Annotated in this window: 23 protein-coding genes; 8 read left to right on the top strand and 15 right to left on the bottom strand. The window is 45.1% G+C overall.

Annotated elements, in window-relative coordinates; translation table 11 throughout:
• Window positions 1-9: 9 nt before the first annotated feature.
• Window positions 10-1,143 carry a Re/Si-specific NAD(P)(+) transhydrogenase subunit alpha gene (locus tag AOC33_RS00825; protein ID WP_089514714.1) on the bottom strand — a complete coding sequence of 378 codons (1,134 nt, stop codon included), beginning with the start codon at window positions 1,141-1,143 and terminating at the stop codon, window positions 10-12.
• A 218-nt stretch (window positions 1,144-1,361) separates the two neighbouring features.
• On the opposite strand from AOC33_RS00825, the gene mnmA reads away from it, so the two are divergent.
• Window positions 1,362-2,411, top strand: coding sequence for a tRNA 2-thiouridine(34) synthase MnmA (gene mnmA, locus AOC33_RS00820; RefSeq protein ID WP_245835600.1), 1,050 nt, complete (start codon window positions 1,362-1,364; stop codon window positions 2,409-2,411).
• Between the two features lie 28 nt (window positions 2,412-2,439).
• Here mnmA and AOC33_RS00815 read toward each other — a convergent pair whose 3' ends face one another.
• Window positions 2,440-3,051 carry a glutathione S-transferase N-terminal domain-containing protein gene (locus tag AOC33_RS00815; RefSeq protein WP_089514712.1) on the bottom strand — a complete coding sequence of 204 codons (612 nt, stop codon included), beginning with the start codon at window positions 3,049-3,051 and terminating at the stop codon, window positions 2,440-2,442.
• A 78-nt stretch (window positions 3,052-3,129) separates the two neighbouring features.
• On the opposite strand from AOC33_RS00815, the gene purB reads away from it, so the two are divergent.
• The 3 genes from purB to AOC33_RS00800 all read left to right on the top strand — a co-directional run bounded on the left by purB (window position 3,130) and on the right by AOC33_RS00800 (window position 6,733).
• On the top strand, window positions 3,130-4,509 hold the full coding sequence (gene purB, locus AOC33_RS00810) for an adenylosuccinate lyase (protein ID WP_089514711.1): 1,380 nt from the start codon (window positions 3,130-3,132) through the stop codon (window positions 4,507-4,509).
• The gene (locus tag AOC33_RS00805; protein WP_245835556.1) at window positions 4,509-5,852 is read left to right on the top strand and encodes a 3-deoxy-D-manno-octulosonic acid transferase; all 1,344 of its coding nucleotides are present in this window, start codon (window positions 4,509-4,511) and stop codon (window positions 5,850-5,852) included. Before purB ends, AOC33_RS00805 begins: the two co-directional genes overlap by 1 nt.
• Window positions 5,853-6,046: 194 nt before the next feature.
• Complete coding sequence (locus AOC33_RS00800) at window positions 6,047-6,733, top strand: TerC family protein (RefSeq protein WP_089514710.1); 687 nt, start codon at window positions 6,047-6,049, stop codon at window positions 6,731-6,733.
• A gap of 103 nt (window positions 6,734-6,836) precedes the next feature.
• On the opposite strand, the gene secF is transcribed toward AOC33_RS00800, so the two are convergent.
• The 5 genes from secF to queA are packed head-to-tail and all read right to left on the bottom strand — an operon-like array spanning window position 6,837 to window position 12,234.
• Window positions 6,837-7,814, bottom strand: a complete 978-nt coding sequence (gene secF / locus AOC33_RS00795; RefSeq protein ID WP_089514709.1) for a protein translocase subunit SecF — start codon at window positions 7,812-7,814, stop codon at window positions 6,837-6,839.
• Window positions 7,815-7,826: 12 nt separating this feature from the next.
• Window positions 7,827-9,683 carry a protein translocase subunit SecD gene (gene secD, locus AOC33_RS00790; protein ID WP_089514708.1) on the bottom strand — a complete coding sequence of 619 codons (1,857 nt, stop codon included), beginning with the start codon at window positions 9,681-9,683 and terminating at the stop codon, window positions 7,827-7,829.
• Between the two features lie 12 nt (window positions 9,684-9,695).
• Window positions 9,696-10,016 (bottom strand): preprotein translocase subunit YajC, encoded by a 321-nt coding sequence (yajC, locus tag AOC33_RS00785; RefSeq protein WP_089514707.1) that lies wholly within the window; start codon window positions 10,014-10,016, stop codon window positions 9,696-9,698.
• A gap of 29 nt (window positions 10,017-10,045) precedes the next feature.
• A complete protein-coding gene (gene tgt / locus AOC33_RS00780) occupies window positions 10,046-11,200 on the bottom strand; it encodes a tRNA guanosine(34) transglycosylase Tgt (RefSeq protein ID WP_089514706.1) in 1,155 nt (384 codons plus the stop codon).
• Window positions 11,197-12,234 carry a tRNA preQ1(34) S-adenosylmethionine ribosyltransferase-isomerase QueA gene (queA, locus tag AOC33_RS00775; protein WP_089514705.1) on the bottom strand — a complete coding sequence of 346 codons (1,038 nt, stop codon included), beginning with the start codon at window positions 12,232-12,234 and terminating at the stop codon, window positions 11,197-11,199. The genes tgt and queA overlap by 4 nt, the downstream gene beginning before the upstream one ends.
• On the opposite strand from queA, the gene recG reads away from it, so the two are divergent.
• From recG to ubiA, 3 genes are read left to right on the top strand one after another with little or no spacing between them, the layout of a single operon-like run.
• Window positions 12,222-14,336 (top strand): ATP-dependent DNA helicase RecG, encoded by a 2,115-nt coding sequence (gene recG / locus AOC33_RS00770; RefSeq protein WP_425439816.1) that lies wholly within the window; start codon window positions 12,222-12,224, stop codon window positions 14,334-14,336. The two genes, queA and recG, sit on opposite strands and share 13 nt — an antisense overlap.
• 12 nt (window positions 14,337-14,348) lie before the next feature.
• Entirely contained in the window at window positions 14,349-15,266 is a 918-nt protein-coding gene (locus tag AOC33_RS00765) for a LysR substrate-binding domain-containing protein (protein WP_089514703.1), read from the top strand.
• Window positions 15,266-16,114 (top strand): 4-hydroxybenzoate octaprenyltransferase, encoded by an 849-nt coding sequence (gene ubiA, locus AOC33_RS00760; protein ID WP_089514702.1) that lies wholly within the window; start codon window positions 15,266-15,268, stop codon window positions 16,112-16,114. The genes AOC33_RS00765 and ubiA overlap by 1 nt, the downstream gene beginning before the upstream one ends.
• A gap of 25 nt (window positions 16,115-16,139) precedes the next feature.
• On the opposite strand, the gene proC is transcribed toward ubiA, so the two are convergent.
• The 5 genes from proC to AOC33_RS00735 are packed head-to-tail and all read right to left on the bottom strand — an operon-like array spanning window position 16,140 to window position 21,570.
• On the bottom strand, window positions 16,140-16,988 hold the full coding sequence (proC, locus tag AOC33_RS00755; protein ID WP_089514701.1) for a pyrroline-5-carboxylate reductase: 849 nt from the start codon (window positions 16,986-16,988) through the stop codon (window positions 16,140-16,142).
• Window positions 16,985-17,698, bottom strand: a complete 714-nt coding sequence (locus AOC33_RS00750; RefSeq protein WP_089514700.1) for a YggS family pyridoxal phosphate-dependent enzyme — start codon at window positions 17,696-17,698, stop codon at window positions 16,985-16,987. Before AOC33_RS00750 ends, proC begins: the two co-directional genes overlap by 4 nt.
• On the bottom strand, window positions 17,679-18,974 hold the full coding sequence (gene glcF, locus AOC33_RS00745) for a glycolate oxidase subunit GlcF (RefSeq protein ID WP_089515546.1): 1,296 nt from the start codon (window positions 18,972-18,974) through the stop codon (window positions 17,679-17,681). Before glcF ends, AOC33_RS00750 begins: the two co-directional genes overlap by 20 nt.
• Window position 18,975: 1 nt before the next feature.
• On the bottom strand, window positions 18,976-20,076 hold the full coding sequence (glcE, locus tag AOC33_RS00740; RefSeq protein ID WP_089514699.1) for a glycolate oxidase subunit GlcE: 1,101 nt from the start codon (window positions 20,074-20,076) through the stop codon (window positions 18,976-18,978).
• Window positions 20,077-21,570 (bottom strand): FAD-linked oxidase C-terminal domain-containing protein, encoded by a 1,494-nt coding sequence (locus tag AOC33_RS00735; RefSeq protein WP_089514698.1) that lies wholly within the window; start codon window positions 21,568-21,570, stop codon window positions 20,077-20,079.
• A 57-nt stretch (window positions 21,571-21,627) separates the two neighbouring features.
• On the opposite strand from AOC33_RS00735, the gene AOC33_RS00730 reads away from it, so the two are divergent.
• The gene (locus tag AOC33_RS00730; protein WP_089514697.1) at window positions 21,628-22,200 is read left to right on the top strand and encodes a cob(I)yrinic acid a,c-diamide adenosyltransferase; all 573 of its coding nucleotides are present in this window, start codon (window positions 21,628-21,630) and stop codon (window positions 22,198-22,200) included.
• 52 nt (window positions 22,201-22,252) lie between these two features.
• Here AOC33_RS00730 and AOC33_RS00725 read toward each other — a convergent pair whose 3' ends face one another.
• The 3 genes from AOC33_RS00725 to AOC33_RS00715 all read right to left on the bottom strand — a co-directional run bounded on the left by AOC33_RS00725 (window position 22,253) and on the right by AOC33_RS00715 (window position 25,891).
• A complete protein-coding gene (locus AOC33_RS00725; protein WP_089514696.1) occupies window positions 22,253-23,374 on the bottom strand; it encodes a 3-deoxy-7-phosphoheptulonate synthase in 1,122 nt (373 codons plus the stop codon).
• Window positions 23,375-23,579: 205 nt separating this feature from the next.
• Window positions 23,580-25,061 (bottom strand): metalloprotease TldD, encoded by a 1,482-nt coding sequence (gene tldD / locus AOC33_RS00720; protein ID WP_089514695.1) that lies wholly within the window; start codon window positions 25,059-25,061, stop codon window positions 23,580-23,582.
• An 8-nt stretch (window positions 25,062-25,069) separates the two neighbouring features.
• Entirely contained in the window at window positions 25,070-25,891 is an 822-nt protein-coding gene (locus tag AOC33_RS00715; RefSeq protein WP_089514694.1) for a carbon-nitrogen hydrolase family protein, read from the bottom strand.
• Window position 25,892: the final 1 nt, after the last annotated feature.

Here is a 25,892-nt window from a genome sequence, read left to right as displayed (position 1 = left end):
TAATTCTTCTTATGCGTTCTGACGAAGAACTTGACCGTTTTGACACATCAAGCAAGCTGTCACGATGTCATCATCCGTTGGAATAGCAAGAGCTGCTTCTTTATCAACGATGAGCTTCATGAAGTCTAGAAGATTGCGGGCATACAGTGCAGAGGCATCGGCCGCAACCATGCTGGCTAAGTTGGTGTAACCAACCAATTTAACGCCATGCTTCACAACCACTTTGTCTGCTTCTGTGAGTGGGCAGTTACCACCACCATTGTCACCTTTACCGGCCGCCAAATCGATCACGACTGAACCAGGTTTCATTTGCGCAACAGTTTCTGAGTGCAATAGGGTTGGTGCTTTACGACCTGGAATCAACGCGGTTGCAATCACGATATCTGCTTGCTTGGCACGTTCTGCAACCAAGGCTGCTTGACGTTGCATCCAAGACGCAGGCATTGGACGGGCATAACCACCAACACCTTGAGCGATTTCGCGTTCTTCTTCAGTTTCAAAAGGCACGTCTACAAACTTACCACCCAATGATTCGATTTGTTCTTTAGCAGCAGGGCGCACGTCTGAAGCTTCAATCACTGCGCCCAAACGCTTAGCAGTCGCAATCGCTTGCAAACCAGCAACACCAGCACCCAGAATCAATACGCGAGCAGCTTTCACTGTTCCAGCCGCTGTCATCAACATTGGCATAAAGCGTTGGTATTCATTCGCAGCAACCATCACAGCTTTATAGCCAGCAATGTTGGCCTGTGACGACAAAACGTCCAAGCTTTGAGCTCGGGTGGTTCTTGGGGCCGCTTCAAGTGCAAAGGCAGTGATGCCTTTAGCAGCCATGGCAGCATTGTTGGCGTTGTCAAATGGATCAAGCATGCCTAACAAGACAGCGTTTGATTTCATTTGAGCTAATTCATTGGAGTCTGGTGCTCTGACCTTGAGCACAATATCTGCGCCCAATGCATCAGCAGCAGAACCTATACTCGCACCAACTGCTTCATAAGCGGAATCGGGCTGGCTACTTGCGACGCCAGCATTGTTTTGAACTATAACTGTGTGACCTTGAGTGATGAATTTCTTCACTGTTTCAGGTGTAGCAGCAACGCGCGTTTCATTCGCCCGCGTTTCTAAGGGCACGCCAATGCGCATGGGTTTCTCCCTGTTATTGTAAAAAGTTTAAGATTACCCTAATTTTTCGGGTTTTCTGATCAAATTGACCCTTCATTTTACGTTTTTTTGGTCATTTAGTGCTTTATCCTAACTTTAATGAGTAACTTATTTTGACAACACCTATGACCTTCCCTGCGTTTGACACAGGCTTTTTGGAAGCAGCGCCAGTTTTGCCGCCCGCCACTGTTGTGATCGGGATGTCTGGAGGGGTTGACTCATCAGTGGCTGCTTGGATTTTGAAGCAGCAGGGATATCACGTGGTGGGTCTTTTCATGAAGAATTGGGAAGACGATGACAACAGCGAATTTTGTTCTTCGCGCCAGGATTGGTTGGATGTTGTTTCAGTGGCTGATTTAATTGGTATTGATGTTGAAGCAGTTAATTTTGCGGCTGAGTACAAAGATCGTGTTTTTGCTGAATTCTTAAAAGAATACTCAGCAGGTAGAACGCCTAATCCAGATGTTCTATGCAATGCGGAAATTAAATTCAAAGCTTTTTTAGATCACGCCATCAGTTTGGGTGCGCAGGCCATCGCCACTGGTCATTACGCAAAAACTGCAAGGTCTGATGACGGCGTTCATTTGCTCAAAGCCATTGATGAGACCAAAGATCAAAGTTACTTTTTATATCGTTTAACTCAACAACAATTGAGTCATGTGATTTTTCCATTGGGCGGTATTAGAAAATCGATGGTCAGAGAAATTGCAGAAATGATTGGTTTACCCAATGCCAAGAAAAAAGATTCAACAGGCATTTGTTTTATTGGTGAGCGACCTTTCAGAGATTTCTTGAATCGCTATTTACCGAATAAACCAGGCCCAATTAAAACGGAAGATGGCAAGGTGATTGGCGAGCACATTGGTTTGGCTTTTTATACCCTGGGCCAAAGAAAAGGCATTGGCATGGGGGGTAGCAAGGATGGCAGTGGTGATCCATGGTTTGTGGCTAAGAAAGACATGGCCAGCAATTCGCTGTACATCGTTCAAGGTCATGAGCACCCATGGTTATTGAACAAGGTTTTGCAGGCCTCACAAATCAGTTGGACGTTTGATGATTTGCCAGCAACAAAAAGCTACACCGCAAAAACAAGATACAGACAATCAGATGCACCTTGCCAATTAATGCAGGTCTCTGCGGATGGCTTCACACTTGATTTTGATCAAGCCCAATGGGCTGTAACGCCAGGTCAGTCAGCTGTTTTGTATGACGGAGAGCGTTGCTTGGGCGGTGGAATTATCACCAGTTAAAACGATTTAACTGGTGAAACAAAATTAATTATTTTGGTGGTGCTGTGTTTGCAAAAGAAGGTCGTGACATCAACTTTTTGTGAAGTTGTTTCAAATTTGGATAAGACGCTTGCCATTGATTATTTGGAAATCTAAAAATCAAATAATCTAAAGCGCAACCTACAGAAATATCAGCCAAACTCATCTGATTGCCAAAGCACCATTCTGATTCACCCAAACCGTTAGACATCGCTTTGAGTGAGACATCCACTTTATGCAGTTGGCGATCTATCCAGGCTTGGCTCTTTTGCTCGTCTGGTCTCCATGTTGCTTCTAACCTTGCAAGAATGGAAGCATCCAAAATGCCATCTGCCAAAGCTTCCCATGTTTTAACCGCTGCTCGCTCTTTACCAGAGGGTGGAATGAGTTTGTTCACGGGGCTCAGAGTGTCGGCGTATTCAACAATCACGCGCGAGTCGAACATCGCTCCGCCATCATCCATGACTAAGCAAGGAACCTTCCCCAGGGGGTTGGCTTGCATGATGGTGGTGTCTTGGCTCCACACATTCTCTTGAATCAGTGGAACTTCAATCTTTTTTTCGGCAAAAACAATTCTTGCTTTGCGAACGTAGGGGCTGGTGAGTGATCCAATTAATTTCATGGTGTAAGTATAGCTATTTAGGCTTATCTCTTCAGAAAGACTAAAATCATGTTTTCGATGCTTTTTTAGGAATTAGCTGTGACTACTCAACTATCTACATTAAGTGCTTTATCCCCTTTGGATGGCCGTTACGCCTCAAAAACAGACGGTTTGCGTCCTTGGCTATCAGAGGCTGCCTTCATGAAGCAGCGTGTTCAGGTTGAGGTTCACTGGTTAATCGCCCTTTCTCAAGCCAAATTACCCGATTTCCCAAGTTTTAGCGCGAATGCTGAGGCTGTTTTGTTGAAATTGGTCGCAGATTTTTCTGATGTAGATGCAGAACGAATCAAAGCGATTGAAGCTGTGACCAATCATGACGTGAAAGCCGTTGAATATTGGATGAAAGAAAAAGTGGTTGGTCATGCTGAATTAGAAAAAGCCAGCGAGTTCATCCACTTTGCTTGTACATCGGAAGATATCAACAACACATCGCATGGTTTGATGTTGAAGGGTGCTCGCCAAGAAGTGATCTTGCCTAAATTGCGTGAGCTTCTATCAGCCCTGACTAACTTGGCAGTGGTCAATGCGGATGTGCCGATGTTGTCTCGCACACATGGACAGCCTGCTTCACCAACAACTTTGGGTAAAGAAATGGCAAACGTGGCCATGCGTTTACAAAGAGCCATTGCCAACATTGAAAAAGTACCTTTGCTTGGAAAGATGAATGGCGCGGTTGGTAACTACAACGCACATTTGTCAGCATACCCAGATGTGGATTGGGAAAAGTTTTCAAAGGAAGTGGTTGAGAAGCGCTTAGGTTTGGAGTTCAATCCATACACCATTCAGATCGAGCCTCATGACTACATGGCTGAATTGTTTGATGCGGTTGCCAGAGCCAATACGATTTTGTTAGATATGAACCGTGATATTTGGGGTTACATCTCGGTTGGTTATTTCAAACAAAAAACCAAGGCAGGCGAAATCGGTTCATCCACCATGCCTCACAAAGTCAACCCGATTGATTTTGAAAACTCAGAAGGTAACTTGGGCATTGCCAACGCACTTCTAAAACATTTGTCAGAAAAATTACCTGTGTCACGCTGGCAAAGAGATTTAACAGATTCAACAGTGTTGCGTAATTTGGGCACGGCTTTGGGCCATAGTCTTTTGGCCTATGACAGCGCACTGAAAGGTTTGGGTAAATTAGAAACCAACCCTGAGCGCTTGGCTGAAGATCTGAATAATTGTTGGGAAGTATTGGCGGAACCAGTACAAACAGTGATGCGTCGTTTTGGTGTGCCTAATCCTTATGAGCAGTTAAAAGAATTGACCCGAGGTAAAGGTATTACTCCAGAAGGTTTGAGGAGCTTCATCCAAGGTTTGGCGATTCCTGATCATGCCAAGAAACTTCTTTTAGAAATGACTCCTGCTTCTTATATCGGTAAAGCAACAGAGTTAGCGCAGCGTCTAAAAAAATAATGACGTCTGCAGGTCATGCCCCAATGAGGATCAGTCATCGATTGATGATGGGGCTTTACCAATTTATTTGGTATCTGGCCTTGCCCTTAGCGCTTGCTCGTTTGCTATGGAAGGGCAGGCTGCAACAAGGCTACCGAGATCACATCAATGAGCGCCTAGGGATGTCTTGGCCTATTAGTGGCGCAATTCCACGTATTTGGGTACACGCAGTCTCTGTGGGTGAAACGAGGGCTGCCGCACCATTGATTGACGCCTTGATTCAGAGTGGTGAAAAGATCTTGTTGACTCACATGACGCCCACGGGAAGAGACACTGGGCGCCAGTTGTTTGCAAACCACATAGCCTCTGGCCAATTGGTGCAAAGCTATCTTCCATATGACATCCATTGGGCTGTGAATTCGTTTTACCGATACTTTTCAATCAAAGTCGGTTTGATCATGGAAACTGAAGTTTGGCCAAGTTTGATTTTGTCTGCTCGCCAAAAATCTTTGCCGGTCATTCTTGTTAATGCCAGATTGTCGGAGCGCAGTGCCCGTCGGGTCAGTCGTTTTGCAAATTTTGCTCAATTAATTTATCAGTCTTTCACTAAAATTCTGGCTCAAACAAATTTGGATGCCAAGCGCTATCACTCTTTGGGTTTAAGCAATGTGTTGGTGACTGGTAATTTGAAATTTGATGTCATCCCTCATCCTGACCAGATTGAGCACGCCTTGGCGCTTAAGAAACAACTCAATCATCAGGTTCAAATTGTCTGCGCTGCCAGTACCAGGGATGGTGAGGAAGCATTGATCATTGAAGCGTGGCAAAAATTTCTGAAGAGTAAAGAAAATACCAGTGACGCCAATTATTTTTGTTTGTTCATTGTGCCAAGACATCCGCAGCGATTTGATGATGTTTTTACTCAATTGCAGTCAAGTTTTATAAAAGTGTCACGTCGATCAACCATGAACGATCAAGAATTTACTGACGTTATTAATCATGGCGGGGTAATACTTGGTGACTCGATGGGTGAGATGAGTTTTTATTACGCCTTATCCGACATTGTGATCATGGGTGGCAGTTTATTGCCATTGGGTGGTCAAAATTTCATTGAAGCGTGTGCATTGGGTCGACCAATCATTCTGGGTGAGCACACCTTTAATTTTCAACAAGCCAGTGCAGATGTGATTGATTCTAGAGCTGCCATTCGGATTACCGATATTGATGATTTAGTGAAAGCCATGGATTTATTGTTGACCAATCATCAAGTCAAAGAAGGCATGAGTACCAACGCCCTTGATTTTGCTAATCAACACACGGGTGCCACAAAAAAGATCATCGCGGTTGTTCGGGAAGCCCTTTAACTCCTAGAGCAATTCCCTATTGTTTATAAGGTTTAATGGTTAATTCCATTGTTTCTATAGAATCCCTCAAAACATCTGGGGAGTAGCCAGCTCATAGTCATGAGTCTTATGTATCGTCAACACGGCGCTTTAGCGCCCGGTACATGAGGGGAATGGGTCCTTGGCAAGACCAAATACTATAAAAAGGAAACTCTATGGATTTCATGTCCATTGATGCTATTTGGGCTGTTTTGGCGATTATTCTCATCGACCTAGTGCTCGCAGGAGACAACGCATTAGTGATTGGTATGGCAGCCAATCGTTTGCCACCACATTTGCGTAAGAAAGCAATTTTCTGGGGCACCTTTGGCGCCATCGCGATTCGTTTTATTTCTGTCGCTATCATCACTTACCTCATGATGCTTCCTGGTTTAAGACTTGTGGGCGGTATTGCTTTGGTATGGATTGGTTGGAAGCTAGCCTTCCAGGACGATCACGAAGAAGTTAAATCAGCCGATACATTTTGGTCAGCCATTACAACCATTGTGATTGCTGATGCTGTCATGGGTGTTGATAACGCCCTGGGCATTGCTGCAGCAGCAAATGGTAATTGGGGCTTCATCATCATGGGTCTATTGATCAGTATCCCAGTGGTTATTTTCGGTTCTAGCATGGTGACCAAGATTTTGGATCGTTGGCCTAACGCGGTTTTTATCGGTGGCTTTGTTCTATTTGCTGTATCTGTTCAAATGGTTTTGAAAGAGATCTTGTTTGTTGACATGCTTGCAGGTGTAGATCCTTGGATACTCAAACTATCTCCATGGATGTTTGCTATTGCTGTGACAGCCCTTCAGTTCAAGCTTTCAAAGAAAGCCAGTAAAAAAGCTGCAGTAACTATTTAAATAACAATGACTAAATTAGTTACTGATTAACAGTTATCGAGGAAGACAATAAAAAAGCGGGCATTGCCCGCTTTTTTATTTGAAAGAGATGCTTAAGAAGTATTTAAACTTGAGCACCAAAATTAGGGTCATCAGTTTTAGTAGCAGTTGCGCTGGCTTTTGCGTCAGCAGAAACGAGATCTTCGCGTTTGATGCCAAACCACATGGCCAAGGCCGCGGCAACGAAAACCGAAGAGTAGATACCAAATAAGATGCCGATGGTCAGGGCCAAAGAGAAGTAGTAAAGCGTTGGACCACCAAACAGCAACATCGCTAAAACCATCATCTGTGTGCTGCCGTGAGTGATGATCGTTCTACTGGTGGTGCTGGTGATCGCGTTATCAATCACTGCAGACACTTCCATTTTTCTGTACTTGCGGAAGTTTTCTCTGATACGGTCAAAAATAACCACTGACTCGTTCACTGAGTATCCAAGAACGGCCAGAACGGCGGCCAAGACTGATAGTGAGAATTCCCACTGGAACAAAGCAAAGCATCCCAAAATGATCACAACGTCGTGAAGGTTGGCCAAAATGCCTGCCACAGCAAACTTCCATTCGAAGCGAATGGACAGGTAAATAACAATACCCAGAATAACGAATAGCAGAGCAAGTAAGCCATCAGTTGCCAATTCTTTACCCACTTGAGGCCCTACGAATTCAACACGTTTGAGGGTAACGTCAGAGCTCGAGGCTTTGAGTGTCTCGAGCACTTGATTGCTTTGCTGTGAAGATGAGATGGCTTTACCTTGAGCATCTCTTTGAAGTGGCAAGCGAATCAGCACGTCTTTTGAGCTACCAAAGTTTTGAACTTGAATATCTTGGTAGCCCAGTTTGCTTAAGTCTGCTCTGATAGAGTTTAACGGGGCTGCTTGTTGATAGCTGATTTCCATGACTGTGCCACCTGTGAACTCCACAGATAGATGTAAGCCTTTGGTTACTAGAAAAAAGACAGCGGCTAAAAAAGTGATCGCGGAAATCGCATTAAGCACCAAAGCATGGCGCATAAAGGGAATGTCACGGCGAATGCGAAAAAATTCCATGTTGTTTTCCTTTTATTCAGTAGGGCGCCAAACTTCGCCAATAGATAAGTTATCTAATTTCTTCTTGCGACCGTACCAAAGATTGGCAAGGCCTCTTGCAAAAAATACCGCTGAGAACATCGAGGTCAAGATGCCCAAGCTGTGCACAACAGCAAAGCCTCTAACGGGGCCTGAGCCAAATGCCAATAAAGCAACACCTGCAATCAAGGTGGTGATGTTTGAGTCAAGGATGGTTCCCCAAGCTTTTTCAAAGCCCGTTGCAATAGCGGCTTGTGGGGTGGCTCCTGCGCGCAATTCTTCACGAATACGCTCATTGATGAGAACGTTTGAGTCAATCGCCATACCAAGAGCAAGAGCCATCGCAGCAATACCAGGGAGTGTCAAGGTTGCTTGAAGCATTGAAAGAATTGCCACAAGCAAGAATAGGTTGACTGATAAAGCGATGACGGAAAAAACCCCGAACAACATGTAATAAACAATCATGAATATCGCAATGGCGATAAATCCATAAATCACGGAGTTAAAGCCCATTGAAATATTTTCAGCGCCCAAGCTAGGGCCAATGGTTCTTTCTTCAATGATTTCCATTGGAGCTGCCAATGAGCCTGCACGCAGTAATAGAGCTAAGTCATTAGCACTGTCAGTGCTTGGCTGGCCAGTGATTTGAAACTTTGAACCAAACTCGCTTTGAATCGTTGCAACTGTTAATACTTCGCCACGACCCTTTTCAAAAAGAATCATGCCCATGGGCTTGCCAATATTTTCGCGAGTGATCTCTTGCATCACTCGTCCACCTGCAGAATCAAGAGTGATGCTAACGGCTGGACGCTGATTTGAATCAAAGCCTGCTGACGCGCTGGTGATTCGATCGCCACTGAAAATCACTGACTTCTTAAATACAACCTGACGGCCGTCACCGGTTTTGAAAACATCAGAGCCGGGAGGAGGCTGTTCGCCGGAGAGTAAATATGTTTTGACTGGGTCTGCTAAGCGAGATTCAAGGGTGGCAGTTCGTCCGATGATGTCTTTTGCTCTGGCTGTATCTTGTACACCTGGCAATTGCACAATGATTCTGTCTTGACCTTGCTGCTGAATCACTGGCTCTGCCACGCCTAATTCATTCACGCGATTGTGCAGTGTGGAAATGTTTTGTTTGACAGCATTTTCTTGAACTTCTTTGACCGCTGAATCTTTGAATTTACCGACCAATTTGAAGCCATCTGCAGACTTCTCAACATTGAAGTCAAGACTTTGCAAATTGGTATTCAGTAAAGCTCTGGCGCTTGTGGCATCTTCTTGGTTAGGGAATCTAACAACAATGGTGTCTCCCTGACGCTCGATGCCAGAGTGACGTAAACCTTTTTCACGAAGCTGTGACCGAGTATCGGTGCTCAAGCTCTCTAATTTCTTTTGTAGTGCGCCTCGCATGTCCACTTGTAAAAGGAAGTGAACGCCGCCTCTTAGGTCAAGGCCCAAATACATTGGCATGGCACCGATGGAGGTGAGCCAGGCGGGTGTATTGGAGATCAGATTAAGCGCGATGACATAACTTTGATCATTGCTATCTGGGTTCAAGGATTTTTGTAAAACATCCTTGGCTTTTAATTGAGTATCAGTGCTGGCAAGACGAATCTTGATTGTGCCGTTAGCACCAATGCGTTCAAATTGGATACCTTTTGGATCAATTTGCGCACTTTTTAAGATGTCAGCAATGCGCTCTTGCATATTGCTGTCAATCTTTACAGTGACTTTACCCGCTGAGATTTGAACTGCCGGGGCCTCTCCGAAAAAGTTAGGAAGAGTGTATAGGGCTCCAATAACAAGCGCTATAACAATGACGAGGTATTTCCACAGCGGGTAACGGTTCATGCTGAAACTTTCTTAGATTTCTTTGATCGTGCCTTTTGGCAAAACAGCTGTAATTGCATTTTTTTGCATCTTTACTTCTGTTCCTGGCAGTAGTTCAACTGTTACATACGGATCTTTTAGGGTGGTTACTTTACCCATTAGGCCGCCAACAGTCACAACCTCATCACCAACGGCTAGTGCCTCAAGCATGTTTCTAACTTCTTTTTGGCGCTTCATTTGTGGACGAATCATCACAAAATACAAAACGACAAACATCAATATCAAAGGTATAAAACCCATTAATCCGCCAGATTCTGCTCCGGCTGTCTGTGCATATGCGTTACTGATCAACATCTTATTTCCTCCAAGTAGAAAGTCTGATTTTACCCTGTAGTCTCAAGGACGCCTAAAGCTCTGTTTTTATGAAATTCCTTAATAAATTCAGGGAATAGATCCTCGTCTAAGGACTGCCTAATTTCACTCATCAGATTGATGTAATAGTGAATGTTGTGAATCGTGTTGAGTTGCGCCCCAAGGATCTCATTGGTTTTTTGCAAATGGTGCAAATACGCCCTTGAAAAGTTGCGGCAGGTGTAGCAACCACAGCTTGCATCTAAAGGACGTGTATCGTCTTTAAAGGCCGCATTTCTGAGCTTTAAGTCACCAAATCGTGTGAATAACCAGCCATTTCTAGCGTTTCTGGTCGGCATCACGCAATCAAACATATCAATGCCTTGGCTCACACCAAGAACCAAATCTTCAGGTGTGCCAACGCCCATCAAATAATGAGGTTTGTTTTCAGGTAACTTGGGCCCAATGTGACTCAGAATTCTTTCAAATTCTGGTTTTGGCTCTCCTACTGACAAGCCACCAATGGCAATACCGTCAAAATCTTGATTGGCAACTCCATCCAAAGAGACATCCCTTAGATGCTCAAACATACCGCCTTGCACGATTCCGAATAAAGCGTTGCCTGTATTGAGTTCTCTGAATCTGCGTATAGAACGCTCACCCCATCTCAAAGACAGCTCTAATGAGTTCTTCGCGGTTTTTTCATCGGTGGTGATGCCATTGGTTTCGTAAGGGGTGCACTCATCAAATTGCATCGCAATATCACTGTTTAAGACTGCTTGAATATCCATCGATATCTCGGGAGACATGAATAACTTATCTCCGTTCACCGGTGATGCAAAGGCAACACCCTCTTCGGTGATTTTTCTCAAAGCACCCAAACTAAATACTTGAAAACCACCAGAGTCCGTCAGAATGGGCTTTTTCCAACCCATGAAATCATGCAAGCCATGATGCTTGCCGATCACATCAAGACCTGGTCTGAGCCATAAATGAAAAGTGTTGCCAAGCACGATTTGCGCAGCTGCTTCCTCGAGGTCTCTAGGCGTCATTCCTTTGACAGTGCCGTAAGTTCCTACTGGCATAAAAATAGGAGTTTGAACTTTGCCATGTGTGAGGGTTAGCTCACCTCGGCGGGCGTGTGTTCGCGGATCTTTTTTAAGAAGTTTGAAGTTAAATGAATTCATTGACGTGTGAGTAACATGGCGTCGCCATAGCTGAAGAAGCGATATTGTTGTTGAATAGCATGATCATAAGCTTTTCTGATGGGCTCTACCCCAGCAAAAGCACTGACTAACATGAGCAAAGTTGAACAGGGTAAATGAAAGTTGGTGATCAATTGATCAATCACTTTGAATTCATATCCAGGGGTGATGAATAACTTAGTTTCACCCTCTTGAATGTTAAAAGCAGCTGATGACTCAAGGGCTCTAAGACTGGTGGTGCCCACGGCAATCACTTTACCTCCCGCCAACTTGGTTTTTTTGATGAGCTCCTGAGTTTCTGCGGGAATCGAAAACCATTCGCTGTGCATTTTGTGTTCAGACAAATCTTCTGTTCTCACTGGCGTGAATGTTCCCGCTCCGACATGAAGGGTCAAGGTGGTGTAGTTGACTCCTTTGGCCATGATCTTGTCTAAAGTTGCTTGATCGAAATGCAGGCCTGCTGTTGGCGCAGCCACGGCCCCAGGGTTCTTGGCCACAACGGTTTGATAGCGCTCCAAATCATCAGCATTGGCTTCATGGGTGATGTAGGGTGGTAGTGGCAGTTGCCCATGTTTTTCTAGTAAAGATAAACATGGGGATGAGAATTTAATTTCATAGAAGCGATTGTCTGAATCATCAGGACGTCCAATGATTTCTATTTCAAAGGGCTCTTCATCGCTACCCAAGATAATTTTGTTTCCGGGTTTTGGTGATTTTGATGCCCTTATTTGCGCAACTGCTGTGGTTTCACCAGTGATTCGCTCAAGAAATACTTCAACAGCACCACCAGATTCTTTTTTGCCAAACAAACGAGCTGGGATAACTTTTGTATCATTGAATACCAATAAGTCATTGGGATTTAATAGATCGATCAAATCAGTGAATTGTTGATCTTTGATGACAACGTCTGTGACATGATTTTCCAAGACGAGTAATCTGCTAGCCGTTCTGTTGGGTAGTGGGTGTTGAGCAATTAACTCAGGCGGCAGGTTGTAATTAAAGTCTGAAAGACGCATCGCTGTACCATGGGAATATAAAGATTTTATCAATGACCAAAAAAGCCAGTTCACCCTCATTAGAAAAGCTAGGATTACATTCCAGCTTGGACTGCGTTTTGCATCTACCGATTCGTTATGAGGACGAAACCAAATTATCAACCATTGGGCAGGCTGTTGGCACTTTTGGTGGATTGACCTTTCAGGTGCAAGGGGTTGTGATCAAGCAAGAGGTTTTGTTTCGTCCCAGAAGGCAATTATTGGTTGTCATCAGGGATGAGCATGGGGATGAGTTATTCCTGAGATGGTTGAATTTCTATCCCAGCCAACAAAAGCAAATGGCTGTTGGGGTTAATTTGAGGGTACGCGGTGAAATCAGGGATGGTTTTTATGGCCCCGAGATGGTCCATCCAGGAGTTAAAGCAGTGAGCCCTGATGCGCCATTACCAACCACCTTGACGCCGGTGTATTCAACCGTAGCAGGGGTTGGTCAGCACGTGATTCGTCAGGCCATCAGCAAAGCGTTTAAAGATGATGAATTGCAGTCACATTTAAAAGATCTTTTGCCCAGAGAAGTCATGACAAGTACTTTTGTAGGTTTGAGCATTCCAAGTTTGTGGGATGCTTTAAATACTTTGCACCAGCCAGGCAAATCCGATGATTTGGCAGCGATTCAGGATCGTCATCATCCAGCTTGGAGGCGTGTTCAGATAGAAGAGTTGTTGGCTCAGCAGTTATCTCTTTTGCAGGCTCGTGAAAAGCGTCTGGCACGCCAAGCTGTGCGCATGAGTCAGCAGGCCATCAAGGGTGGCGTGCTGGAGAATTTCTTAAAGCAATTGCCTTTTCAATTGACCAATGCTCAGCAGCAATCATGGCTGGGTATTCTGAAAGACTTGGGCGAGTCATATCCAATGAACCGGCTTTTACAGGGTGATGTTGGTAGCGGTAAAACAGTGGTTGCTACTTTGGCGGCCCTTCATTGCATTGATCATGGCTATCAAGCAGCGATCATGGCGCCAACAGAAATACTCGCAGAGCAACACTACCGCAAATTAAAAAATTGGCTTGAGCCTTTGGGTGTGAAGATCGCCTGGTTAACGGGCTCTTTGAAAGCCAAAGAAAAAAGAGAGGCTCAGGAGCTGATCTCGAATGGTCAAGCGCAGTTGGTGATTGGTACGCATGCATTGATTCAAGAAGGAGTTGAGTTCGCAAGGCTTGGGTTTGCAGTGATTGATGAGCAACACCGATTTGGGGTCAAGCAGCGTTTGCGTTTGCAGCAAAAGATTGATGACGTGGAAGTTGATTGTCATCAGTTGATGATGTCCGCAACGCCGATACCAAGAACTTTGGCGATGACTTTTTATGCTGACCTAGAGGTGTCTGTCATCAATGAATTGCCACCTGGTAGAACTCCGATTGTCACCAAATTAGTTAAAAATGAGCGTCGCCAAGAGTTGGTCTTGGGTTTGGTGTCTGAGTTAAATAAAGGGCGCCAAGTTTATTGGGTGTGCCCTTTGATTGAAGAGTCTGAGGTCTTGCAGCTAAAAACAGCCGTGGAGACTCACGCGGCACTGCAAGAGGCTTTGCCTGGGGTATCGATTGGTTTGGTGCATGGTCGCTTAAAGGGAGCTGAAAAAAATGCAGTGATGCAAGCATTTGCAGCGGGAGACATTCAGGTATTGGTGGCCACAACGGTGATTGAGGTGGGGGTTGATGTGCCCAATGCCTCATTGATGATCATTGAGCATGCGGAAAGATTCGGTTACTCGCAGCTTCATCAATTAAGAGGTCGAGTCGGACGAGGCTCAGCAGAGTCGGTGTGTATCTTGCTGTATGGTCCAGAGCTATCAATGGCAGCAAAAGAGCGTTTGCAGACCCTTAAAGAGACGCAAGATGGTTTTGTGATTGCTGAGCGAGATTTGGCTTTGCGCGGACCGGGTGAATTGCTAGGCTCAAAGCAATCGGGTGATGCGATGTTGCGATTCATCGATTTACAAAAAGAATCTTGGCTGATTGAAAAAACTCAAGAGTTGGCCAAGCAACTTCTCATCAGTCATCCCGATATTGCCCAGGAACATTTATTGCGTTGGTTGGGTAATCGTGCTGAATACCTAAAAGCTTGATATCCTCTCTGTATGACACTCACAGAACTTAGATATATCGTTGCCGTTGCAAGAGAGCGCCACTTTGGCCGAGCAGCTGAGGCCTGTTTTGTGTCTCAGCCGACCTTGTCAGTTGCGATCAAAAAGTTAGAAGACGAACTCAATGTCCAAATTTTTGAGCGTTCTGGTTCTGAACTAGCCATCACTGCCTTGGGCCAGACAATCATTCATCAGGCCCAAAAGGTTTTAGATGATGCTCAGGTCATCAAGCACCTGGCTCAACATGGTCAAGATCCTCTTTCAGGGCCTGTGCGTCTAGGAACCATCTACACGATTGCGCCTTATTTGTTGCCAAAGTTGATTGCTAAATCTCGTGAAGCTTTACCGCAGATGCCTTTGTACCTTCAAGAAAATTTCACCTCAAAGCTTTTAGAGCTTTTAAAGCAAGGTGATATTGATGCTGCGATCATGGCTGATACATTTTCACAAAGTGGTCTTGAGGTTTTACCTTTGTATGAAGAAGGTTTTATGGTCGCGGTGCCTCAAGGACATCCTTGGCAAACCCTATCCATCATTCAGCATAATGAATTGCAATCACAAAAAACATTGTTGTTGGGCGAAGGGCATTGCTTCAGAGATCAGGTTTTAGATATTTGTCCTGACATGCAGAAAAATCAAAAAGATGGAGAGCTCAGTACTTTTGAAGGATCCTCTTTAGAAACTATCAGGCAGATGGTGGCTGGCGGTATTGGTATCAGCATCATGCCAATCACATCGATTCCTGATGATGCTAATAGCCATGGTTTGATTCGCTACATTCCTTTTGCCAATCCGATTCCAAAGCGTCGCGTGGTCTTGGCTTGGCGTAAAAGTTACGCCAGAACAAAAGCCATGCACGCTTTAGCGGATGCCATTAAAAATTCTGGTATGACTGGGGTGGAATTCTTGTAATGTCTTCAAGGTTGTCTGATTATTTAGCGCTGATTCGATTTGATAAACCGATTGGCACCTTATTGGTCTTGTGGCCAACTTTATGGGGTTTATGGATTGCATCGATTGGTCAGCCAAAAGCATCCCATCTGATTATTTTTGTTTTGGGTTGCTTTTTGATGAGAAGCGCTGGTTGTGCCATCAATGATTATGCTGACAAAGACTTTGATAAGCATGTTTCAAGAACCCAAGATCGCCCCATCACTGCAGGAAGGGTCAAGCCCGTAGAAGCCTTGATCATTGCGGCAATGCTTGCGATTGTGGCGTTCATCTTGATTTTGCCACTCAACACCTTCACAAAACTTCTATCTGTTCCCGCAGTAGCCATTGCAATTGTTTATCCTTTCACTAAACGATTTTTCTCAATCCCTCAAGCCATTTTGGGCATTGCTTTTTCGTTCGGTATCCCCATGGCCTTTGCGGCCGTTTTGAACGAGATACCTGCTCACGCATGGTTGCTGGTGCTTGCAAACATCGCTTGGGCGATTGCTTACGATACCGCCTATGCCATGGTTGATCGGGATGATGATGTGAAGTTGGGTATCAAGACGTCTGCCATCACATTTGGGCGGTTTGATGTTTTGGCCATTTGCATTTGCTACGGCATCTGCCTTCTTAGCTTTGCTGTGCTTGGATGGTTGTTGGCATTCCCTACAATCTTTTGGATCTTTTTAGGATTGGCCTTTTTGCTGGCTATTTATTATTTCCAACTGATCAAAGATCGTCAAAAAGAAAAATGCTTTTTGGCATTTAGAAGAAACAATTGGTTTGGCATGAGCCTGTTTTTGGCCATCGCCTTTGCCTATTAGCATTTAAAAACAGCAAAACTCCAAACTACTGCTTACTGAATTCTTCGCCCATGGCTTCACTGCGATCGCTGGCGGCTGCAACCGCTTTCATCATGATGTTGGCCCAAGATTCTTGCTCAAGAACAGTGAGTGCCGCATAGGTGGTGCCGCCCTTTGAGGTCACACGCTCTCTGAGAGTTGCTGGTGACTCTGAAGATTGAGCTGCAAGCTTGGCGGCCCCCTGCAAGGTTTGTATTGCTAACAGACGGGCTTGCTCTTGTGAGAGACCTTGTGCAATCGCCGCTTTTTCAAGAGATTCCAAGAAGGCAAATACATAGGCTGGACCACTGCCAGATACCGCGGTGATGTCGTCCATTTGTTTTTCAGAATCCACCCAAACAATCTTGCCCACGGCTTCACAAATGGAGCTCGCTAGTGATTTATCTGTAGCGCTGATATTGCTATCTGCAAATAAGCCAGTCATGCCCTCGCCAATCAGGGCGGGCGTGTTGGGCATGGCACGGATGATTCTTTGGTGACCAAGCCACTTGGCCATATCAGCTGTTTTAATTCCGGCAGCCACGCTCAAGCAAAGAGGTTTGCTTGTGATCGATTTCAGCACAAGTGCTAACTCAGTAGCTGCTTCTTTAAATTGTTGCGGCTTAACAGCCATCACAAGAACATCACAGTTTTCAATGTGTGGTGCTAGCTTATCAACTGAAGCGGCACAGATGATGGAGAGGTCTCTTTCAAGGCGCTGGCGCGTTTGATCAAATGGATCAGCGACAAACATATTTTTTGCCAAAGCCCCCTGATTGATCAGACCACCAATCAAAGCGCTGGCCATGTTTCCGCCACCAATAAAGCCGATTTTTAAATTTGCTAATGAAGTCATAAATATGTTCTTTTGCCGAAAATTGCTGTGCCAACACGCACCATCGTACTACCTTCTGCAATCGCTGCTTCAATATCTGAAGACATGCCCATAGATAAAGTATCTAACTGGATCTTTTGATGATCCAGTGCAGTGGATTTCTGTAACTGACTTAAAAGCTCACGTAATTGTTGGTGAGACTTTCTTTGAGATTGCACATCATCTGTGGGCTCTGGAATACTCATGAGGCCTCTTAGGTGCAGATGGGGCATGGCTGATATTTTTTGGCAGATATCTAAAAGCTCGTCTGGCCCAATACCACTCTTGGATGCTTCGCCACTGATGTTCACTTGCACGCAAACTTCTAATGGCGGCAAATGAGAGGGTCTCTGATCATTTAAGCGTTGCGCAATTTTGATGCGATCAATGCTGTGCACCCAGTCAAAGTTTTCTGCCACATCTTTCGATTTGTTACTTTGAATCGGGCCGATAAAGTGCCACTCAAGGCTTGAGCGCAAATCTTTTAGTTCTAATACTTTGGCAACACCTTCTTGAACATAGTTTTCACCAAAGCATGTTTGACCAAGAGAGTGAGCATCCCTGACATCTTCTGCTGGAAATGTCTTAGAGACCGCTAGTAACTTAATGTCTTGCGCAGAGCGTCCACAAGCGATGGCAGCTTGATGGATGCGCTCTTTGATGGCATTTAAATTATTTTGAAGTGCTGACATGTCCCATGTTCTTCTCGATGAGAGAATCAATCAGTTCAATCCAATGTTCAACAGGTGTTGTTTCATTTTGTAAATGCGTGATACAGCCAACGTTGGCAGAAACAATTCTTTGCGCTTGATGCTCATTGACGGCTTGCTGAAGATTATTCAGTTTTTGCTCTTTTAATTGTTTCGATAGATCCGCTTGCAAAATCGAATAAGTACCAGCTGATCCACAACATAAATGGCTGTCTTCGCATGTATTGATGCTGATACCAAGTTTTCCAAGCATGCCTTCTAACTGGCCTTTGATTTTCTGACCATGCTGCAAAGTGCAAGGTGGATGGAAAATCACACCTTCTTGTTTTGCTCGATCGCCAACCAAACCTTGAAGCTTTTCAAGATACTGAGGTAAAACTTCGACCAAGTCTTTGCAGAGGTCTGAGATGACTTGAGCTTTTTTGGCGTAGATGGGGTCGTCTTTTAGGATGTGACCATATTCTTTGATGGTGACGCCGCAGCCTGAGGCGTTCATCAAGATGGCCTGAACCTTCTCTCCTTGGCATTCAGGAGCAGTTCCTTCAATGTATGGCCACCATGCGTCAATATTGCGACGCATATCATTCAAGCCAGCTTCTTGTTCGTTCAAATGGTATTTCAGAGCGCCACAACAACCAGCTTTAGGGGCTGCTAAAACATCAACGCCCAAGTGAGACATCACCCTGAAGCTTGCGTTATTGATATTGGGCAGCATGCCCGGTTGAACACAACCTTCCAAGATCAACATTTTGGTTTTATTTAAGTTGGCCGCAGGTCTTGTGCCAGGATTTTTTCCTTGAGGAATTTTTTGCTTGATGGCTGCTGGCATGAGAGGGCGCACAATTCTTCCGATGCGCATCGCGTTATCAAACAGAGTTTTGTTTGTTAAGCCATTGGCCAAGGCTTTGCGAAGCATTCTTTCCATGAATGGTCTTGGATTGGTTTGTTCTTCAGCCCATTTACGACCAATATCAATCAAGTGGCCATAGTCAACGCCACTAGGACAGGTGCTTTCGCAGTTGCGGCAGGTCAAGCAGCGATCCAAGTGTTCTCTGGTTTTTTCAGTGGCTTGCTTGCCTTCAGCGATTTGTTTGATCAAATAAATACGTCCACGTGGACCATCTAATTCATCACCCAGTAGCTGATAGGTGGGGCAGGTTGCTGTACAAAAACCACAATGCACGCATTTGCTCAAAATACTTTGAACCATCGTGCCATCAGGGGTGCCTATAAATTGAGGAGCTAATTCTGTTTGCATATCAGGCCAATCTTCCAGTTGCAAAAACGCCATGTGGATCGAATGCTTTTAGTAGACGATCTTGAATGATTGCCAAGGGACTTGTTAAAGGGTTATCTTTTAGTGAACTGAGCATCGCTTGGTTTTTATTGCTGGCTCTAAAAATGCTCGCATGCCCGTTGGCTCTGAAAGCAATCTTCTTGGCGCTTTCTGCATCCAGCTGACCTTTCCACCAACGCTGTCCACCATGCCATTCAAGCAAGGTGGTGCCAGGTAAATCTAATGGCTCGGATGTTGATGCAACTGCGAAGCGCCACAGTGGTGATTCGCTTGATTCATTGAACCAAGTATTTTTTTGTTCTTTTAAATCATTCCAAAAAATAGTGGCCTGATCTTCATCAATAACTTTCATGCCGTATTTTTGACCAAAAGTTTGGATGGCAGATTGAACAGCTGCTTTGGCACCACTTAATCGTAGGTGCAAAGTGCCTGAGCCATCACCTTGCCAGCAAGATGCGCTCAAAGGCCAAGGTTGACTGGCCAATAAGTTCATTAGCTGAATCGCTTCAGCTTGAGTAATTTGCGTTGCAACCGTGGCACTTGCCGCTGGCTTTGGCAACACTTTGATGGATACATCCAGCAGTAGTCCCAAAGTGCCGAATGAACCTGGCATTAATCTTGAGACATCATAGCCGGCCACGTTTTTCATGACGGTGCCGCCGAAGTTCATGATTTGAGCTTGCCCATCCATGATTTTTGCGCCCAAAACAAAATCTCTGAGATTGCCAGCACTCACCCGACCAGGGCCTGCCAAGCCAGCACCAACCATGCCACCAATGGTTGCATTAGCGCCAAAGTGTGGAGATTCAAATGAGAATTGCTGGTTCTTTTCTGCAAGGATTGATTCAACTTCTTTGACTGATGTGCCAGCCTTGACTGTGATGACTAATTCATCTGGCTGATAACTCATCACGCCCTGATAATCTTTGGTTGAGAGGGGTGTGCCTTTGAGCTCACCGCCTAACCAATCCTTAGATCCTGAGCCTGTGATGCGCAACAATTGTTTGGCTTGAACTGCGCCTTGGATTTGCTCTGCAAATCCTTTTAATAACTGATCACTCATTTAGAAGCGCTCCAATTCTGGGTGAGGTAACACCCCTCCAGTGACGCGCATGCGACCGTATTCAGCACAGCGATTGAGTGTTGGGATTGCTTTATCAGGATTCAATAATTTATCTGGATCAAAAGCCGCTTTCACTCTCCAGAAAAGTTCGCGCTCTGAGTCACTGAACTGAACACACATCTCATTGATCTTCTCAATGCCTACGCCGTGTTCACCAGTGATGGTTCCGCCAAGCTCAACACAGGTTCTTAAAATGTCACTGCCGAATGCTTCAGCGCGATGCCATTCAGCTTCATCTGCGCCGTTGAACATGATGAGTGGATGCATATTGCCATCGCCTGCGTGGAACACGTTCATGCAGCCTAATTGGTATTTCTTTTCCATTTCCTGAATGCGTTTTAGCAAAGTGGCAATGTGTTGACGTGGAATGGTTCCATCCATGCAGTAGTAGTCAGCTGAAATTCTGCCGGCGGCTGGGAAAGCATTTTTTCTGCCGCTCCAAAACTTCAGGCGCTCAGCTTCACTTTGTGACACTTGAAGACGGATGGCACCACTATTTTTTAAAACAGCCGTCATGCGTTCAATTTCTTCTGCCACTTCTTCAGGTGTGCCATCAGATTCACACAACAAAATTGCAGCGGCATTGATGTCGTAACCAGCATGAACAAATTCTTCGACAGCACGCGTGGCGGCTTGATCCATCATTTCTAGACCTGCGGGAATGATGCCTGCTGCAATAATCGCTGCAACCGCGTTACCGCCTTTTTCTACGTCATCGAAACTGGCCATGATGACCTGTGCCAATTGAGGTTTAGGAACTAATTTCACCGTCACCTCTGTGATCACGGCTAGCATGCCTTCGCTACCCACCAAGATTGAAATCAAGTCTAATCCAGGTGCATCTGGCGCTAGACTGCCAAATTCAACCACCTCACCACTCATCAAAATACCGCGCACCTTGAGGATGTTATGTAGTGTCAAACCATACTTTAAGCAATGCACACCACCAGAATTCTCGCTAACATTACCGCCAATTGAACAGGCAATTTGAGAGGATGGATCAGGGGCGTAATACAAACCATGTTTTGCAACGGCCTCAGAAATCGCTAAATTTCTAACGCCAGGTTGTACTACGGCAGTTCTAGCAATAGGATCGACGTGGACGATTTTCTTGAGTTTCGCCAATGACAGCACCAAACCTTGAGAAATTGGCATCGCACCACCTGAGAGACCGGTTCCTGCCCCCCTTGGGACGATTGGCACCTGCAATTCTTTACAAACCTTGATGACTTCAACGGCTTGGGCTTCGTTTTCTGGAAGGGCAACCGCTAAAGGCATTTGGCGATAAGCCGCCAAACCATCGCATTCATAAGGAATTGTGTCTTCAGGCTCCCATAACAGTGCGTGCTCAGGTAGATGAGGCTTTAGAGCCTTTACCAGGTGGGCTTGGCGGGCTTTGATGAAAGCCTCAGAGTTCTCGTTTACGGTATTCATATGTCTCTATTTTTGGTGGTTTAGCTCTATTCTAGCCATTTCCCTATAATCAGTCATATGGGTAAAAGATTGACACAAATTGCAACACGCACAGGCGATGCTGGCACCACCGGTTTAGGTGATGGCCAACGCGTTGATAAAGACCATCTCAGAATCTGCGCCATGGGCGATGTTGATGAATTAAATTCAGAAATTGGGGTCTTGATCACTGAAGATATTCCTCAGGTCATCGCTTCTGAATTACGAGAATTATTTTCTAGAGTCCAACACGATTTATTTGATTTGGGCGGAGAGTTATGCATCCCTAACTACACTTTGCTCAAAGAAGAGCAAGTTGCTCAGTTAGATATTTGGCTTGAAAATTACAATGCCAGCTTGCCCCGCTTAGAGGAATTTATTCTTCCTGGCGGCACGCGTGCAGCAGCCCAAGCTCATGTGTGTAGAACAGTTTGCAGAAGAGCTGAGCGTTCAATCGTGAAGTTGGGTCGTCATGAGCCTATTCATGATTCACCCCGTCAGTACGTCAACAGACTTTCAGATTTATTGTTTGTTTTGGCTCGTGTATTAAATCGTGCTGCAGGTGGTACTGATGTTTTGTGGAATCACAAAAAAGACCCCGAAGGGTCTTGATTGCTTACTGAATGACTAACTTAGCTAAATGCTGAGTTAGTTAACTGTCAGATCACTTCTTACGACGCTTTTTAACGCCTTCTGCAAGAATCTCTAGTACATCCAAAGAGTCATCCCAACCAATGCATGCATCAGTGATGCTGGTTGCATACTTGAGTTCTTGAGGATTGTCTTTGCCGGGGGTGAATTTTTGTGCTCCAGCAAATAGATGACTTTCCACCATCACACCAAATACTTGTTTTGAGCCTTTGGCCAATTGACCAGCAATGTCTTTGGCTACTTCAATCTGACGCTCATGCTGCTTGCTTGAGTTAGCGTGAGAGCAGTCAACCATCAATGAAGCTGGTAATTTGGCCACTTCAAGTTCACTACAAGCTTTAGCGACACTTGCCTCATCGTAGTTCGTGGTTTTACCGCCGCGAAGAATGACGTGACAATCGCCATTACCTTTTGTTTCAACAATCGCCACCTGACCATTTTTATGAACTGACAAGAAGTGGTGTGGACGACTGGCTGATTGAATCGCATCAGTAGCAATTTTGATGTTGCCATCAGTGCCATTTTTAAAGCCAATCGGTGCTGAGATACCAGAAGCAAGTTCACGGTGAATTTGGCTTTCTGTGGTTCTGGCGCCAATGGCACCCCAAGAAATAAGGTCACCGATGTATTGTGGAGAGATCACATCCAAGAATTCGCTGCCAGCAGGCATACCCATTCGGTTGATTTCAATCAATAGGTGACGAGCGATTCTCAAGCCTTCATCAATGCGGTAGCTTTCATCAAGGTATGGATCATTGATCAGACCTTTCCAACCCACCGTTGTGCGAGGCTTTTCAAAATAAACGCGCATCACGATTTCTAATTCGCCTTCGTATTTTTTGCGTTGCTCTAATAATTTATGCGCATAAGCAATCGCTGCACTTGGATCATGAATAGAGCAAGGCCCGATGATCACCAAAAGACGGTCATCTTTGCCGTGCATGATGTCGCGAATCTTCTTTCTGGTTTTGCTGATCAACTTCTCAACAGATGTTCCCTGAATAGGAAAGAAGCGAATGAGATGCTCTGGCGGTGGTAGCACCGTGATGTTTTGAATGCGGGCATCATCAGTCTCTGACGTTTTATCAATGCTGGCATACCAGCTATCTCTTGTGCTGAGAGATTTATCAACCATTTCATTAACTCCTTTTTCTATTACCGTCATTCTTAAATCTGTAAAAAAAAACCGCCGTTAGTGTCGGCGGTTATTTTGAGTGCTGGAAATTTATGCTTGAATTTCTGCCTCTCGACCGCCTTGGGCTGAGAACCAAAAGTAAAAGAAATAAAATTTATTTGCAGACATGGGGGTTAATGTAGCACAGTTTTATTTGTTTTAGTGATTAAGCAGTTCCACCAACTGTCATATTGTCAATCCGCAGAGTAGGCTGACCAACGCCAACGGGCACACTTTGACCTTCTTTGCCGCAAACGCCAATGCCGCTGTCCAAGTCCATGTCATTGCCAATCATGCTGATCTCTTTGAGTGACTCAGGACCGTTGCCGATTATGGTGGCACCTTTGACGGGGTACAAAATTTTGCCGTTTTCAACCCAATAGGCCTCAGAAGCTGAAAACACAAACTTGCCGCTGGTGATATCAACTTGCCCGCCACCAAAATTGGCCGCATAGAGACCTTTTTTAATGCTGCTAATGATTTCTTGGGGGTCTTCTTTACCGCCCAACATATAAGTGTTGGTCATGCGAGGCATGGGTAAAGATGCATAGCTTTCGCGTCTGGCATTACCAGTTGTTGGCATCTTCATTAGGCGAGCGTTGAGACTGTCTTGTATGTAACCTTTAAGAATGCCATCTTCAATCAAAGTGGTGCATTGAGTAGGGGTGCCTTCATCATCAACAGATAAAGAGCCGCGTCTGCCTGGAATGGTGCCGTCATCCACAACAGTGACACCTTTGGCAGCCACCCGTTGCCCGATCTTTCCTGAGAATGCTGAGGAACCTTTGCGATTGAAGTCACCTTCAAGGCCATGACCGATGGCTTCGTGCAGCAATACGCCTGGCCAACCTGGACCTAAAACAACCGTCATGGGGCCTGCTGGTGCAGGTCGAGATTCAAGATTGACGAGAGCGGAGCGAACCGCTTCATTGATCCAGTGATCAATCTTATCTTTGACAAAAAAGTGATAATCAAATCGACCGCCACCGCCTGATGAGCCCATTTCGCGACGACCATTTTGTTCTGCAATCACTGTGATTGAAATGCGCACCAGCGGACGTATATCGGCTGCTAAAACACCGTTTGCGCGTGCCACCAACACAACATCAAATTCGCCGGCAAGTCCCGCCATCACTTGCACAATGCGAGGATCTTTGGCTTTGGCCTTGCGCTCAATGTCTTCAAGGATGGCAATTTTTGCTTTGGCATCCAGACTATCTAATGGATTGAATGATTGATACAGAGCATGGGTTGCCGGTGTTTTCCATTTGGGACTGATATAAGTGCTCTTTTGTTGAGCGCCGATCACGCGCGTTGCTTCTGCAGCGTTTCTTAATGCCAAAGCGCTGATCTCATCAGAGTAAGCGAATGCTGTTTTGTCATGACTGACTGCGCGAACGCCAACACCTTGATCAATGCTAAAGCTGCCTGATTTAACTATGCCTTCTTCAAGACTCCAAGATTCATTGTGAGTTCTTTGAAAATACAAATCAGCATCATCTAATTGATGGGTGTACATGTGCGCAAGAGTCTTTTGAAGATCTTGTTCCGAAATACCCGCTGGGGCCAAAAGAATTTCTTTTGCAATATTTAAAGCATCAGCTCGACTAAGATGAAGGGAATTTTCTAGTGCAAGAGTTGAATTCATTATTTTCTTTAAATGGTGCGATGTTGTAGTGAAGGTAATTTTGCTCGAATTTCATCAATTCTGCTTTTATCCAAAATACCCAAGGTAAACCCTGCGCCTTCTTTTAGCTCCGATTGAATGTCACCCCAAGGATCGATCAGCATGCTTTGCCCCCAAGTGCTACGACCATTGGTGTGTTGCCCACTTTGAGCACTGGCTAAAAGATAGGATTGATTTTCAATGGCCCTGGCTCGAAGGAGGATTTCCCAATGCGCTTTGCCAGTGGTGTGGGTAAAAGCGGCTGAAACAATGTGGCAGTCAACCGGACCAATTTGTCTGTACAACTCAGGGAAGCGAATGTCGTAGCAAATGGTGACGCCAAATTTCCAATCAACGCCATTCTTTTGAATACTGAAACTACAAGGCAATGAACCTGGTTCAATGGTTTTTGATTCTTGATATTCCTCGTCGCCTTGTTTAAAGCCAAACAAGTGAATCTTGTCGTATCTACTGATAACTTCACCAGCAGGGCCAAAAACCAAGCTGGTATTTTTAACTTGGTGCTTGTTTTGAGTGCTCAGAGGAATTGTTCCGGCAATCAGGTGAATTTGATGTTGCTTGGCCATCAAACTCAGGGAGTCTTGCATGCGACCCTGACCAAAATTTTCTTTGATGGTCACTTTGTCTTGATCTGTGTGCCCCATCAAACAGAAATACTCTGGCAAGACCATGACGTCGGCGCCGGCTTTTTTTGCCGCTTGGATTAATTGATCGGCCGTTTGTAAATTTTCTTCAACAGAATCAGTCGAAGTCATTTGAATTGCGGCAACAGTTAATTGATTGGGATTCATT

It is taken from the genome of Polynucleobacter cosmopolitanus, from assembly GCF_002224225.1.
Taxonomy (GTDB): Bacteria; Pseudomonadota; Gammaproteobacteria; order Burkholderiales; family Burkholderiaceae; genus Polynucleobacter; species Polynucleobacter cosmopolitanus.
This window is presented reverse-complemented; position numbering and strand designations above follow the sequence as displayed.

Excerpts from the sequence above, each read along its gene's own strand:
- AOC33_RS00815 (WP_089514712.1), bottom strand. The coding sequence starts at position 3,051 with ATGAAATTAATTGGATCACTCACCAGCCCCTACGTTCGCAAAGCAAGA.
- AOC33_RS00735 (WP_089514698.1), bottom strand. The coding sequence starts at position 21,570 with ATGAATACCGTAAACGAGAACTCTGAGGCTTTCATCAAAGCCCGCCAA.
- AOC33_RS00805 (WP_245835556.1), top strand. The coding sequence starts at position 4,509 with ATGACGTCTGCAGGTCATGCCCCAATGAGGATCAGTCATCGATTGATG.
- mnmA (WP_245835600.1), top strand. The coding sequence starts at position 1,362 with ATGTCTGGAGGGGTTGACTCATCAGTGGCTGCTTGGATTTTGAAGCAG.
- secF (WP_089514709.1), bottom strand. The coding sequence starts at position 7,814 with ATGGAATTTTTTCGCATTCGCCGTGACATTCCCTTTATGCGCCATGCT.
- tldD (WP_089514695.1), bottom strand. The coding sequence starts at position 25,061 with ATGAATTCAACTCTTGCACTAGAAAATTCCCTTCATCTTAGTCGAGCT.
- tgt (WP_089514706.1), bottom strand. The coding sequence starts at position 11,200 with ATGAATTCATTTAACTTCAAACTTCTTAAAAAAGATCCGCGAACACAC.
- AOC33_RS00725 (WP_089514696.1), bottom strand. The coding sequence starts at position 23,374 with ATGGTTGATAAATCTCTCAGCACAAGAGATAGCTGGTATGCCAGCATT.
- proC (WP_089514701.1), bottom strand. The coding sequence starts at position 16,988 with ATGACTTCATTAGCAAATTTAAAAATCGGCTTTATTGGTGGCGGAAAC.
- yajC (WP_089514707.1), bottom strand. The coding sequence starts at position 10,016 with ATGTTGATCAGTAACGCATATGCACAGACAGCCGGAGCAGAATCTGGC.
- AOC33_RS00800 (WP_089514710.1), top strand. The coding sequence starts at position 6,047 with ATGGATTTCATGTCCATTGATGCTATTTGGGCTGTTTTGGCGATTATT.
- ubiA (WP_089514702.1), top strand. The coding sequence starts at position 15,266 with ATGTCTTCAAGGTTGTCTGATTATTTAGCGCTGATTCGATTTGATAAA.
- AOC33_RS00825 (WP_089514714.1), bottom strand. The coding sequence starts at position 1,143 with ATGCGCATTGGCGTGCCCTTAGAAACGCGGGCGAATGAAACGCGCGTT.
- glcF (WP_089515546.1), bottom strand. The coding sequence starts at position 18,974 with ATGCAAACAGAATTAGCTCCTCAATTTATAGGCACCCCTGATGGCACG.
- secD (WP_089514708.1), bottom strand. The coding sequence starts at position 9,683 with ATGAACCGTTACCCGCTGTGGAAATACCTCGTCATTGTTATAGCGCTT.
- AOC33_RS00765 (WP_089514703.1), top strand. The coding sequence starts at position 14,349 with ATGACACTCACAGAACTTAGATATATCGTTGCCGTTGCAAGAGAGCGC.
- AOC33_RS00750 (WP_089514700.1), bottom strand. The coding sequence starts at position 17,698 with ATGTCAGCACTTCAAAATAATTTAAATGCCATCAAAGAGCGCATCCAT.
- AOC33_RS00730 (WP_089514697.1), top strand. The coding sequence starts at position 21,628 with ATGGGTAAAAGATTGACACAAATTGCAACACGCACAGGCGATGCTGGC.
- AOC33_RS00715 (WP_089514694.1), bottom strand. The coding sequence starts at position 25,891 with ATGAATCCCAATCAATTAACTGTTGCCGCAATTCAAATGACTTCGACT.
- queA (WP_089514705.1), bottom strand. The coding sequence starts at position 12,234 with ATGCGTCTTTCAGACTTTAATTACAACCTGCCGCCTGAGTTAATTGCT.
- glcE (WP_089514699.1), bottom strand. The coding sequence starts at position 20,076 with ATGAGTGATCAGTTATTAAAAGGATTTGCAGAGCAAATCCAAGGCGCA.